At 64.8% G+C, this 13059-nt stretch carries 12 protein-coding genes; 5 read left to right on the top strand and 7 right to left on the bottom strand.

Translation table 11 applies throughout. The features are described 5' to 3' along the window. Window positions 1–114: 114 nt before the first annotated feature. Window positions 115–333, bottom strand: a complete 219-nt coding sequence (locus BcanWU425_RS12815; RefSeq protein WP_007612884.1) for a hypothetical protein — start codon at window positions 331–333, stop codon at window positions 115–117. Between the two features lie 227 nt (window positions 334–560). On the opposite strand from BcanWU425_RS12815, the gene BcanWU425_RS12820 reads away from it, so the two are divergent. From BcanWU425_RS12820 to uraD, 4 genes are all read left to right on the top strand, one after another. After that, complete coding sequence (locus BcanWU425_RS12820) at window positions 561–839, top strand: hypothetical protein (protein ID WP_018456703.1); 279 nt, start codon at window positions 561–563, stop codon at window positions 837–839. An 89-nt stretch (window positions 840–928) separates the two neighbouring features. Beyond that, on the top strand, window positions 929–1342 hold the full coding sequence (locus BcanWU425_RS12825; RefSeq protein ID WP_018456702.1) for a DUF3830 family protein: 414 nt from the start codon (window positions 929–931) through the stop codon (window positions 1340–1342). Next, entirely contained in the window at window positions 1343–2278 is a 936-nt protein-coding gene (gene puuE, locus BcanWU425_RS12830) for an allantoinase PuuE (RefSeq protein ID WP_204511929.1), read from the top strand. 7 nt (window positions 2279–2285) lie between these two features. Beyond that, on the top strand, window positions 2286–3173 hold the full coding sequence (gene uraD / locus BcanWU425_RS12835; RefSeq protein ID WP_018456700.1) for a 2-oxo-4-hydroxy-4-carboxy-5-ureidoimidazoline decarboxylase: 888 nt from the start codon (window positions 2286–2288) through the stop codon (window positions 3171–3173). Here uraD and BcanWU425_RS12840 read toward each other — a convergent pair. Further along, window positions 3170–5896 (bottom strand): molybdopterin-dependent oxidoreductase, encoded by a 2727-nt coding sequence (locus BcanWU425_RS12840; RefSeq protein WP_204511928.1) that lies wholly within the window; start codon window positions 5894–5896, stop codon window positions 3170–3172. The genes uraD and BcanWU425_RS12840 overlap by 4 nt on opposite strands. Next, complete coding sequence (locus tag BcanWU425_RS12845; RefSeq protein WP_204511927.1) at window positions 5893–6720, bottom strand: FAD binding domain-containing protein; 828 nt, start codon at window positions 6718–6720, stop codon at window positions 5893–5895. Before BcanWU425_RS12845 ends, BcanWU425_RS12840 begins: the two co-directional genes overlap by 4 nt. A 153-nt stretch (window positions 6721–6873) precedes the next feature. On the opposite strand from BcanWU425_RS12845, the gene BcanWU425_RS12850 reads away from it, so the two are divergent. Continuing rightward, complete coding sequence (locus tag BcanWU425_RS12850) at window positions 6874–8223, top strand: 8-oxoguanine deaminase (RefSeq protein ID WP_204511926.1); 1350 nt, start codon at window positions 6874–6876, stop codon at window positions 8221–8223. Window positions 8224–8334: 111 nt separating this feature from the next. On the opposite strand, the gene BcanWU425_RS12855 is transcribed toward BcanWU425_RS12850, so the two are convergent. The 4 genes from BcanWU425_RS12855 to BcanWU425_RS12870 form a co-directional block, all read right to left on the bottom strand. Further along, window positions 8335–9411, bottom strand: coding sequence for a BMP family ABC transporter substrate-binding protein (locus BcanWU425_RS12855; protein ID WP_204511925.1), 1077 nt, complete (start codon window positions 9409–9411; stop codon window positions 8335–8337). A gap of 78 nt (window positions 9412–9489) precedes the next feature. Then, entirely contained in the window at window positions 9490–10407 is a 918-nt protein-coding gene (locus BcanWU425_RS12860; protein WP_204511924.1) for an ABC transporter permease, read from the bottom strand. Further along, window positions 10394–11485 (bottom strand): ABC transporter permease, encoded by a 1092-nt coding sequence (locus BcanWU425_RS12865; protein WP_204511923.1) that lies wholly within the window; start codon window positions 11483–11485, stop codon window positions 10394–10396. The genes BcanWU425_RS12860 and BcanWU425_RS12865 overlap by 14 nt, the downstream gene beginning before the upstream one ends. After that, complete coding sequence (locus BcanWU425_RS12870; RefSeq protein WP_231190510.1) at window positions 11469–13040, bottom strand: ABC transporter ATP-binding protein; 1572 nt, start codon at window positions 13038–13040, stop codon at window positions 11469–11471. Before BcanWU425_RS12870 ends, BcanWU425_RS12865 begins: the two co-directional genes overlap by 17 nt. Window positions 13041–13059 lie beyond the last annotated feature (19 nt).

A 13059-nucleotide genomic window follows, 5' to 3' on the forward strand; every position in this document is an offset into this window, starting at 1 on the left:
GCAGCGAGCGATCCAGAAATGCATCCGTGGAAAATGTCTGGATTGCTTCGCCGCAAGAGCTCCTCGCAATGACGACGTGGAGGCAGTTTCGCTGATCGCGCTAGGCTTCCGGCATCACCGTCCCGCTGGTGCAGACATCGCGCCGTTGGAATAGCGGGACCAGTCGGGCCCGGTCGGCTGCGACGGCCAGAGCGCGGCGTTGGAGTCGCGCACCGACTGGGTGATGGGATGGGGCTGCGCCTTGCGGACATGACGGCGGTCGTTCGCCGCGGCAGTCTGGATGGTGGCGGCGGCAATCAGCGTCGCGCCGAGAATGATGAAAGTCTTTTGCATTGTTTCTTTCTCCCGTGACGACGCCCGGCTGTGAGATGTGTGTTTTGTGTGTCGCCGTCGCGGCTGACATGGCGACGCGCCCGGCCGATATCACCGCTCGCGACATCACATTGGGGCGAGCCAATTTTCTAGCCTCGGCTAAATATTCGGCAATCGCGACCGGTGGCACCGGTGGACTTGCCTGCTCCAATCCGGTTCAATGGGCCAAATCTGGTTTTCAGGCGACAATGATGTCGAAATATCTGCTGGTCCTTCTGCTGATCGCCTCGCCGGCCGTGGCGCAGGTCAAGCTGACCCCAAAAACATCGGCGGCGCATCCGGACCCCTGCGCGCCGATCGGGCGGACCGCGGACGGCAAGCTGGTCTACTCCATGAAATGCGAGAATTTGCCTGTGCCGCCTCCGTCGCCGCAGGCGGAACTGAGGGAGGCGCCGCAGCCCGCCGCCGAGCCGGAGCCCGAGACGCGGCGGAGTGGCGTTTTCGGCTGGTCCTACGACCGCAGGTAACGGGCCGCGCCCCTTGCGCGAAGCCCGACGGAGTGCTCTTTGCCTGAAAATTCCCCGTGGGGCCACCGCCCCCGATCCAGAGAGATGAGATGACCAAACTCGTTATCCGCGCCGGCGACTTCACCTTCGATGCTCGTTTCGAGGAGCAAGCGGCCCCGAAGACTGTCGCCGCGTTCCGCAAGGCGCTGCCGTTCGAAAGCCACATCATCCACGTGCGCTGGAGCGGCGAGGGGGTGTGGATGCCGCTCGGCGACTTGGACTTCGGTGTCGGTTACGAGAACCATACCAGTTATCCCGCGCCCGGCCAGATCATCCTCTATCCCGGCGGCATCAGCGAGACCGAGATCCTGATGGCCTATGGCGGCGTGCACTTCGCGAGCAAGATGGGCCAGCTCGCCGGCAACCATTTCATCACGCTGACCTCTGGCCTGCAGAATCTGGCGACGCTCGGCAAGAGCGTGCTGTGGAAGGGCGCGCTGCCGATCCGCTTCGAGGAAGTCTGAGTGACTGGTGCCCGCTACCCGCGCGATCTCCGCGGTTACGGCCGCAACCCGCCGCACCCGCAATGGCCCGGCAACGCGCGGGTCGCGGTGCAGTTCGTCGTCAATTTCGAGGAGGGCGGCGAAAACAACATCCTGCATGGCGACCCGGCCTCGGAAGCGTTTCTGTCCGACGTGCTCGGCGCACAGCCTTGGCCCGGCCAGCGCCACGCCAATATCGAATCGATGTTCGAGTATGGCTCGCGCGCCGGCTTCTGGCGGCTCTGGCGGATGTTCAGCGAGCGGAAGTGGCCGACTACCGTGTTCGGCGTCGCCACAGCGCTGAAGCGCAATCCGGAAATCGTAGTTGCCATGAAGGAAGCGGGCTGGGACATCGCCAGCCACAGCCTGAAGTGGATCGAGCACAAGGACATGACCGAGGCGCAGGAGCGCGCGGAGATCGCGGAAGCGATCCGCGTCCACACTGCGGCGACCGGCTCGCGGCCGCTCGGCTGGTACACCGGACGCTCCTCGATCAACACCAACCGTCTGTTGATGGAGGAGGGCGGCTTCCTCTATCTCTGCGATTCCTACGCCGACGATCTGCCCTATTGGGTCAAGGGCGCCAGCGGCAAGCAGCTCGTCATTCCCTATACGCTTGACGCCAACGACATGCGCTTCATCAATCCGCAAGGCTTTGCCGAAGGCGAGCAGTTCTTCACCTATCTGAAGGATGCTTTCGACGTGCTCTATGCCGAAGGCGAGAGCGCGCCGAAGATGATGTCGGTCGGCCTGCATTGTCGTCTCGCCGGCCGCCCCGGCCGCGCGGCGGGGCTGATCCGCTTCCTCGACTACATCGGCAAGCACGACCGCGTCTGGGTGCCGACACGGTTGCAGATCGCCCAGCATTGGCACGACAAGCATGCGGGCCTTGCCGACGATGCTTTCGAGATCGGATAGGGCAGCAATGTCACAGATCGCCTTGTCTGATCTCAATGCCGCGAGCTTCGATGATTTCGTGGCCGTACTTGAAAACGTGGTCGAGTACTCGCCTTGGATTGCCCAAGAAGCGGCGGCGCGCCGTCCGTTTGCCGGCATCAATTCACTGCTCGACGCGATCAAGGCGGCGATCGCTAGCGCTGAGCCCGAGGTGCAGCTGGCGTTGATACGCGCGCATCCCGACCTCGCGAACAAGACCCAGCGCGCAGCGGGACTCACGCCTGACTCGACTGCCGAGCAGAGCAGCGCTGGTCTAGACCGTCTGTCGGACACCGAATATGCGGCCTTCGAGCGGGCGAACAATGCGTATCGCGAAAAATTTGGTATCCCCTATATCGTCTGTGCGCGCCGGCACACCAAGGACTCCATTCTGCGTGACTTCGAGTCGCGACTGCAGAACATTGCCAAGACCGAGACACGCCGCGCGCTCGAGGAAATCTCCCGCATCGCTGCGCTGCGGCTGGACCAGCTCGTCAGTGCTGACGACAAGCTGAAAGTGCACGGCCGGCTCTCGACCCATGTGCTGGACAACCACGCCGGCAAGCCCGCATCGGGCATTCCGGTCGAGCTGGTCGAGCTCGCGAACCTCGGCGAGAGCCGCGTGATTGCGCGCGCGGTGACCAACGCGGACGGCCGCACCGACCAGCCGCTGATTGGCGGCCGCCCGCTGCCGATCGGCCGCTACGAGCTCCGGTTTAGCGTCGCCAAATATTACGCCGAGCGCAACGTGCAGCTCACCGACCCGCCGTTCCTCGACGAGATCCCGCTACGCTTTGCGATCAGCGAGCCGGAAAGCCACTATCACGTGCCGTTGCTCGTCACGCCGTGGAGCTATTCGACCTATCGCGGCAGTTAATTGCCGAACTTCTCGTGCAGCGCCGGAAACAGCCGGTCCGGCTTGTAGGGCGGCGCCGTGAAGCGGATGCCGGTGGCATCGGCAATCGCGTTGCCGAGGGCGGCGGCGACCGGATTGTACGGACTCTCGCTCATCGACTTCGCCCCCAGCGGGCCGATCGTGTCGGAGGTCTCGGCGAAGAAGACCTCGGTGCGGGGGACATCGGCGAAGGAGGGCAGGTGATAGTCGCGGAATTTGGGGTTGGTGACGCGGCCGTCCGCGTCGATCACCATCTCCTCGTAGAGTGCGGCCCCGAGCGCCTGGGCGACACCGCCTTCGACCTGGCCGCGGCACTGCATGGGATTGGCGACGACGCCGGCATCCGCCGCATGCACGCTCCTGAGAATCCGGAGCTCGCCGGTGCCCTTGTTCACGGCGACGCGAAAGCCTTGCACGTTGAAGCCGACCGAACGCGGCGTGCCGCCGGAATTGCCGGCGCCTGCGAACGGCTGTCCGCGTTCGCGCGCGAGCTTGGCCAGCTCCATAAAGGACATCCGCCGTACGCCACTGACGACGGCCTCGCTCTCGAGCGTGCAGCTGCCGATGTCGCAGAACCATGCGCCGGCGGCGGCCGCCTTCAGCTCGGTCGCGAGCTGCATGGCTGCGGCATGCGTCGCCTTCCCGGCGACGAACATGCCGGCGCTGCCATAGGCGCCGGTGTCGTGGCCGCCATGGGCGGTGTCGGACTGGCGCAGGCGGATCTGGTCGACGGTGGTCGCAAGCGCCGTCGCCGCGATCTGCCGGTGCACGGTGCTGGTGCCGTTGCCGAATTCGGCGGTGCCGACGGTGAGGTCGAAGCCGCCGTCCTCGTTGAGTGCGATCATCGCATCCGCGAGATGCCCCGCCGGGGGCACCGAGTCGATCATTGTCAGCGCGACGCCGTCGCCGATCAGCCACTCCGGCGACAGGTCCGGCTGCGGACCATCAGCCTGCATCGCGCGCTCGACGAGGTCGAGGCACTGGTCGAGCCCGTAGGAGCCGTAGAGCACGTCGTGGAATTCCGACGGCGGTGGCGACAGCATGGGGTCGCCGGGCTTGACGACGTTGCGCCGCCGCATCTCGTAAGGGCTGATGCCGAGCTGCTTGGCCAGTTCGTCGATCGCGGCCTCGACCGCGATCAGTGTTTGCGGCAAGCCATAGCCGCGAAAGGCGCCTGCCGGTACCGTATTGGTGTAGACCGCGTAGCCGTCGACCCGCTTGTTCGGGCAATTGTAGACGCTGATGGATTCGGCCAGCGAGTGGAACATCACGGGTCCGGCGTGATTGCCGTAGGCGCCGGTGTTGGAGAGGACGTCGAGCTGAAGCGCGGTGAGCTTGCCGTCCGCGTCGGCACCGGCCTTGACGTGGACCCGCATCGGGTGCCGCGTCGACGTCGCGACGAACTGCTCCTCGCGGGTGAGCTCCAGCTTCACCGGCCGTCCGGTCTTGAGCGCGGCGAGCGCCAGAATGTCCTCGACGAACATCTCCTGCTTGCCTCCAAAGCCGCCGCCGACGCGCTCGCAGAAGACGCGAACCTTGTCCATGGGAAGCTCGAAGATATCAGACAGCGCGCGCCGGGTCAGGAACGGCACCTGCGTCGAGGTGCGAACGTTGAGCACGCCGGAAGCATCGAGCCAGGCGAGGCCGCCATGGGTTTCCAGCGCGGCATGCTGCACACGATGGCTATGGAAGGTGCCCTCGAAGGTGACGGCGGATGTCACGAGCGCAGCCGCCACGTCGCCGAATTCGCCATGCATCTCCGCAGCGAGATTGCGCCGGGCGTCGGCGACGCGGTTCGCGGTAGTGCGATCGGGATGAATGACGGGTGCACCCGGCGCCATCGCCTGCTCCGGATCGACCAGCGCGGACAAAATCTCGTAACTGACCTTCAGCCGGCGGCATGCGTCCTCCGCGGCGGCTTCGCTGTCTGCGACGACTGCGGCGACCTTCTGGCCGATGAAGCGGACGATTTCGTCGAGAACACGAGTGTCCTCGGGATCCATCCAGTCCTTCTCATGCCGCGCGGTCGAGATCAGGATGGTGGGCGCATCCTCATGCGTCAGCACCGCGTGCACGCCGGGAACGTTCAGTGCTTCCGACTTGTCGATCGCGACGATCCTCGCGTGGGCATGGGGCGAACGGAGCAGCTTGATATGCAGCAAGCCGTCAATCTGCGTGTCGAACGTGTAGCGCGCCTTGCCGCGCACGACATCGGGGCCAGCTGGCGCCGGCAGGCTGCGGCCGAATGCGGCGCCAGCCTCGATGCTCTCCTCGATATTGGTCTTGCCGAGCAACGCATCCTCGATCGAACGATACCCGGTGCAGCGGCAGATATTGCCCTTCAGCGCGACGCCGAGATCGGTGCGCTGCGCCTGGTTCAGCGAGGCGCAGGTCAGGATCATTCCGGCGGTGCAGAAGCCGCATTGAAAGCCCTGTGCATCGAGGAAAGCCTGCTGCATCGGATGCGCGCCGCCGTCTCCGCCGAGACCTTCGATTGTGGTGACGGCGCGCCCCTCGGCGCGAAACGCCGGGATCAGGCAGCTGTGCACGGGCTCGCCGTCCACCAGCACGGTGCAGGCGCCGCAATCGCCGGCGTCGCAACCCTTCTTCACGCCGAAATGGCCGAGCTCGCGCAGGAACGTGCGCAGGCACTGGCCCGCGCGGGGGCTCTGCGAAAACGGCTTGCCGTTGACCTCGAAGCTCATGACGGCGGTGTCCCGAGGAGTTCGTCGCGGATCTCTTCGGCAAGCCGCAGTGACATGTGCTTGCGCCAGAGCGGCTTGCCGTGGATGTCGGTGTGGTACAGATCGTCCGTGATCTGCTGTGCGATGGCCTCGCGAAGCGCTTTCGCGTTGGGCGGCTTGGGGAAGAACAACCGGATCGGCCGCACCGTCGATGCGGTGACTGTGAGCGTCAGCGTGCCATCGGCATCCAGACTGCCGATCACCAGCGCCGCCGAGCGGCCGACCGGCGCCAGTGAGATCTGGCGAAAGGCCGTACGACGCTTCAGCGCGGCGATCGGAATATCGATCTGCCGGAGCAGATCCCCCGGCGCCAGACGGTTGAGCTGGTTGCCGGCGACGAAGTCGAAGACGGGCATCATCTGTTCGCCGCCGCCGGCCTTCCAGATGGTGCAGATGCCCTCCAGCGCAGCGGTGAGCGAGATCATCGGTCCCGCCGGCAGCGACATGCAGAGATTGCCGCCAACCGTCGCCGTCTTCCATATCTTGAACGAAGCAAGGAAGGCGCGGCAGCACTGGTTGATCAGCGGTGCTGCGAACCAGTCGGGTGGGCAGGCGAATCCGTCGAGCTGCGCAACGGTGCAGGTGGCCGCGATGCTGAAATGGCTCTCGGTGACCGTTAGCGCTGGCCATTTGAGGTCGGTGAGATCAATGAGCCGAGTCAGGTGAACTTGCGGTTCCGAGAACAGCCAGGTGCCGCCCGCGAGCCATGCATCACCTGGCGTCCAAACGGGCAGCTGCGCGCGCGTTTGCGGATGGGCAACCGCTGTGATGGTATTCAAGTCCATGGCGACGCCAACGCTTCCAACGAGTGAATCGAGCCAAGGGAAAGTCTTGCAAGACGAGCGCCAAGTCGCAACAACAAGTCGCAGCAAAAGCGCAATCAGGCCGGCACCTGCCTTGCATGCGTGTCGTGAGCGGATGTGAGGAGGAGCAGATTCATGAGCGACGCAAAGCCGATCTGGATCAGGGATCCCCTGGCCGTCCTCGCCGATGGCGCCGAGCGCGGCGTCGTGGTGCAGGACGGCCGGATCGTCGAGCTGGTGCCGGCCGGCGGCGCGCCCGCAACCGTTGACGTCGCGGTGTTCGATGCTGGCGACCACGTCGTGCTGCCGGGCCTCATCAACACCCATCACCATTTCTACCAGACGCTGACGCGGGCGCTACCCGCGGCGATGGACCGCGAGTTGTTTCCCTGGCTCCAGGCGCTCTATCCGGTGTGGGCGAAGCTGACGCCGGAACGGCTGCAGCTCGGCGTCACCGTGGCGATGTCCGAGCTGCTGCTCTCGGGCTGCACCACGACGACGGATCATCACTACGTCTTCCCGGCGGGGCTCGAGGAGTCCGTCGACATCGAGGTCGAGGTCGCAAAGCGGCTCGGCGTGCGCGTGCTGCTCACGCGCGGCTCGATGAACCTGTCGCAGCGCGACGGCGGTCTGCCGCCCGATAGCGTCGTACAGGATGAGGACACCATCCTCGCGGACAGCGCGCGCGTTGTGGCGAAATATCATCAGCGCGGTGCTGATGCGATGGTGCAGATCGCGCTGGCGCCGTGCTCGCCGTTCTCGGTGACGACGTCCCTAATGCGCGCCACCGCCGATCTCGCCGACAAGCTCGACGTACGTCTGCACACCCATCTCGCCGAGACCGAGGACGAGAACAAATTCTGCCAGGAGATGTTTGGCTGCCGTCCGCTCGACTATCTCGAACAATGTGGCTGGCTCAATGCACGGACGTGGCTCGCCCATGGCATCTTCTTCAATGCAGACGAGATGAAGCGGCTAGGCAAGGCGAAGACGACGATCAGTCATTGCGCCTGCAGCAACCAGCTCCTGGCCTCCGGCTGCTGTCCCGTCTGCGAGATGGAGGAGGCCGGTGTCGGCATCGGCATCGGCGTCGATGGCTCGGCCTCGAACGACGGATCGAACCTGATGCAGGAGGTGCGGGCCGCGTTCCTGCTGCAGCGGGCGCGCTACGGGGTGACGAAGGTCAGTCACAGGGATGCGCTGCGCTGGGCCACCAAGGGCTCGGCGGCCTGCGTCGGCCGGCCGGAACTCGGCGAGATGGCCGTCGGGAAGGCAGCAGATCTCGCGCTGTTCAGGCTCGACGAGCTGCGCTTCTCCGGCCATGGCGATCCCCTGGCCGCTCTGGTGCTGTGCGGGGCGCACCGGGCCGACAGGGTGATGGTCGCAGGAAAATGGGCCGTGATCGACGGCGCGATCCCCGGCCTTGATGTGGCAGACCTCATCCACCGCCACAGTTCAGCGGCGCGGGCCATGCAGGCGGGATAGTATCCAGGCGAAGATAGAAAGAGGGGGCGACCACAAGTGCCGGGTGCTTCTGGCCACCCCCTCCGAACCTCCTCCGGGAGGAGCAGGTGATTAGGCGGTGCAAGAAGCGTGCTACTTGCCCGGCAGTTTGTCGTCGATGCCTTTGACATAGAAATTCATGCCGAGGATCTGGCCGTCGTCGAGATTGGCGCCGCCCTTGCACTCGACCTCCTTGCCGTCCTGCCCAAGGACCGGGCACTTGAACGGATGCAGCTTCCCCGCGGTGATCGCCGCCTGGGCATCCTCGGCGATCTTCTTCACGTCGTCAGGCATATTGGTGTAGGGCGCCATCGCGAACATGTGGCTGTCGAGGCCGCCCCATGTGTCCTCGGATTTCCAGGTTCCGTCGAGCTCGGCCTTGACCCGGGCGATGTAGTAGGGACCCCAGGTATCGAGGATCGAGGTCAGCTGGGTCTTCGGCCCGAACTTGATCATCTCGGAATCCTGGCCGAAGGCGAGCTTGCCGCGTTCGCTGGCGATCTGCATTGCCGCCGGCGAATCCGTGTGCTGCATGATGATGTCGGCGCCCTGGTCGATCAGCGCCTTGGCGGCGTCGGCTTCCTTGCCTGGGTCGAACCAGGTGTTGGCCCAGATGATCTTGACCTTGATGTTCGGATTGATGGTCTGCGCGGCGAGGATCGTCGCGTTGATGCCGGAGACGACCTCGGGAATCGGGAACGAGCCGATATAGCCGAGCACGCCGGACTTCGACATCTTGGCCGCGATCAGGCCCTGGATGTAGCGGCCCTGGTACCATTTGGCCGAATAGGTCGACATGTTCGGGTTGCGCTTGTATCCGGTCGCGTGCTCGAAATGCACGTTCGGGTATTTCTTCGCGACCTTCAGCGTCGGATCCATGTAGCCGAACGAGGTGGTGAAGATCAGCTTGTTGCCGGCGCGGACGAGCTGCTCGATCGAGCGTTCGGCGTCGGGGCCCTCAGGCACGTTTTCGAGAAAGGTGGTCTCGATCTTGTCGCCGAGCTCCTTCACCAGCGCCTGGCGTGCCAGCTCATGCTGATAAGTCCAGCCGAGGTCACCGACCGGGCCGAGGTAGATAAATCCGACTTTCAGCTTGTCGGCGGCGGAGGCTGCACTGACGCTCCCGGCAAGCAAGAGCCCGGCAGCCAGCGCAAGAAGTGATTTCCTCATCATCAATCTCCAAACATCAGGGGAAAGCCACGATCCGCACCGTGCGCGCCCCATCGCGCACGCCGCGGAAATGAAACGCTAGCGGTCAGGCACGAACACGGTGCCAAGCGCAGCCGGTGCGGTCGATCCGCCCGTGCGCGCGCGGGAGAGCAGGACCAGGACGATGACGGTCGCAAGGTAAGGCAGCGCCGACATCAACTGCGAGGGAATGCCGACGCCCCAGCCCTGCGCGTGCAGTTGCAGGATCGTCACCGCGCCGAACAGATACGCGCCGACCACGAGGCGGCCCGGCCGCCAGGACGAGAACACCACCAGCGCCAGCGCGATCCAGCCGCGGCCTGCGGTCATGCCCGGAATGAAGAAGGGCGTATAGGCGAGCGGCAGATAAGCGCCGGCAAGTCCTGCGCAGGCGCCGCCGAACATCACCGCTAAGGTGCGGATGCGCAGCACGGGATAGCCGAGCGCATGCGCAGACACGTGGTTGTCGCCGCAGGCGCGCAGGATCAATCCCGGCCGCGTACGGTACAGGAACCACCAGACGCCGATGACCAGCGCCAGCGAGAAATAGACGAAAGCGTCCTCGCCGAACAACACGCGGCCAACCAGGGGAATATCCGTGAGACCGGGAATTTTGAGATGCAGCGCCGGCGTGATGCGCTCGCCAACGAAGCCAGCGCCGATGAGGCCGGAGAGTCCGAGACCCAGGATGGTCAGCGCCAGCCCTGTCGCAACCTGGTTGACCGCAAGCCCGAGCGCCATCAGTGCGAAGACCAGTGATATCAACGTGCCGGCGACGGTGCCGAACAGTGCGCCGATAAAGATCGAGCCGGTCAACCACGCACCTGCAAAGCCACATGCGGCGCCGACGATCATCATGCCCTCGACGCCGAGATTGAGCACACCGGAGCGCTCGGTCACGAGCTCGCCGGTCGCCGCGATCAGGAGCGGCGTCGAGGCGGCGAGCACCGCGAGGATGATGGCTTCAATGAGTTCCACGAGCCACCTGTCGGTTCGGGAAAACCAGCTTGAAGCGGTAGAGGATGAGGGAATCGCAGGCGAGCACGTGTAACAGCAGGATGCCCTGAAAAACCTTTGTCACGTCCAACGGGATCTTCATCGCGATCTGCGCCTGCTCGCCGCCGATAAAGGTCAACGCGAGAAAAAGGCCTGCAATTAATATTCCAAGGGGGTTCAACCGGCCGAGAAAGGCGACGATGATCGCCGTAAAACCGTAACCCGGCGAGATGCCGGGCTGGAGATGTCCGACCGGACCTGCAACCTCGATGATGCCGGCGAGGCCTGCCAGCGCGCCCGAGACGGCGAAGGTCAGGATGATCAACTGGTTGGAATTGAAGCCGCCGAACCGCGCGGCGCGCGGCGCCGCACCGACCACGCGAATCTCGAATCCCGTGATGGTGCGCCCGAGCAGGATCGCCACCGCCGCGACAACGAGAAGGGCGATGATCGAGCCGAGATGCAGCCGGCCGCCTTCGATCAGCAGCGGTACCGTTGCGACCGGATCGAACTCGGCGGTGGTCGGGAAGTTGAAACCGTGTGGATCGCGCCAGGGGCCGCGCACGAGATAGTCGAGGAAGAGATCGGCGACATACACCAGCATCAGGCTGGTCAGGATTTCGCTGGCGCCGAACTTCACCTTGCAGATTGCCGGGATCAGTGCGTAGAGCGCGCCTGCGGCGGCGGCGAGCACGAGCATGACCGGCAGCACCCAGACGCCGGCGTCGGTGCCCTGCGTCTTCACCGCAATCCAGCTTCCGGCGACGGCACCAATCAGGAACTGGCCTTCGGCGCCGATGTTCCAGGCATTGGCGAGATAGCAGAGCGATAGTCCGATCGCGATCATCACCAGCGGAGTCGCCTTCACCGCGATTTCCTGGAGCGAATAGCTGTCGGTCAAAGGCGCGATGAAATAGGCGTGCAGGGCGAGCAGCGGATTCTTGCCGAGGATCGCGAACAGGATGACCATGGTCACGATCGTGAGGCCGATCGCGATCAGCGGCGAGATCAGCGCGATCGTGTTGGAGCGTTCGGCGCGCTTCTCAAGCACCAACTGCATGCGCGGCCTCCTTCGGCTCCAGCGTGCTGCCGCCCATCAACAGGCCGAGTTTTTCGCGCGTCGCCTCGCTGGCGGCGAGCGGCGCAGATAGGTGGCCATGGAACATCACGGCGATGCGGTCGGCGATTTCCGCGAGCTCGTCGAGGTCCTGACTGGTCACGAGTACGGCGGCGCCCGCGGTTGCGAGATCAAGCAACGCCTGGCGGATGACGGCGGCAGCGCCGGCGTCGACGCCCCAGGTCGGTTGGCTCACCACCAGCACCGCGGGATTGCGCAGGATCTCGCGTCCCACAATGAACTTCTGCAAATTGCCGCCGGAGAGGGATGCTGCTTCCGGATCGCGCTTGGCCTTGCGGACGTCGAAGGTCTCGGTTGCGCGGTCGACCGTCTTCAGGGTGGCGGCAGTATCGATGAAGCCGCGATGGACCATGCCGCTGGCGGCGTGCCCGGTGAGAAGCGCATTCTCCGAAAGCTTCATGCGCGGCGCAGTGCCGTGGCCGAGCCGTTCCTCGGGAACGAAGGCCGCACCGAGCTTGCGGCGCTGCGTGATCGAGAGATGGCCGGCAGCAAGGCCTTCGATCACGATCGTGCCGGGATCCTTCGACAGGCGTTCGCCGGACAGCGCGGCGAACAGTTCGTCCTGGCCGTTGCCGGCGACGCCGGCGATGCCGAGGATCTCGCCGCCTTTCAGCTCGAACGAGATGTGCTCGAGCCGCACGCCATGCGCCTCGCCAGGGGCGAGCGAGAGATCGTTGACGACGAGGCGCGGCACGGTGGTCTGCCGGCCGGCGGCCGCCTTCACCTCCTTGATCTCACCGCCGACCATCATGCGCGCCAGCGAAGCGGCGGTCTCAAGCCTGGGATTGCAGGTCTCCACCTTCTTGCCGCCGCGCAGGATCGTTGCCGTGTCGCACAAGCGCTTCACCTCTTCGAGCTTGTGGCTGATATAAAGGATGGCGCGACCTTCGGCCTTGAGCCGCTCCAGCACGATGAAGAGCTGGTCGGCTTCCTGTGGCGTCAGCACCGCGGTGGGCTCGTCAAGGATCAGGAATTGTGGATCCTGCATGAGCGCGCGGACGATCTCAATGCGCTGGCGTTCGCCGACCGACAATTGCCAGACCTCGCGTTTGGGATCGAGCGGCAATCCATAAGTCTTCGACACCTGCTCAAGCCGCGCCGACATGTCCTTGAAGGATTCTCTTCCGTCGAGGCCGAGCGAGACGTTCTCGGCGACGGTGAGATTGTCGAACAACGAGAAATGCTGGAACACCATGCCGATGCCGCGGCTGCGCGCTTCCGAGGGACCGGACAGCACGATCGGCTGGCCCTGCCAGAAAATCTGGCCAGCGCTGGGCTGGATCAGCCCGTAGATCGCCTTGACCAGCGTCGACTTGCCGGCGCCGTTCTCGCCCAGCAGCGCGTGGATTTCCGTTGGCCAGATATCGATGTCGATGGCATCGTTGGCGAGGAAATCGCCATAGCGCTTGGTGAGCCCGACCGTCCTGAGGAGCGGGGACTCGCCGGAATGCAGGCTCTTAGCCGTGGGATCCAACATTCGCTGATGCGCTTGCATG

The organism is Bradyrhizobium sp. WU425 (assembly GCF_021052305.1).
GTDB classification, from domain to species: Bacteria; Pseudomonadota; Alphaproteobacteria; order Rhizobiales; family Xanthobacteraceae; genus Bradyrhizobium; species Bradyrhizobium canariense_D.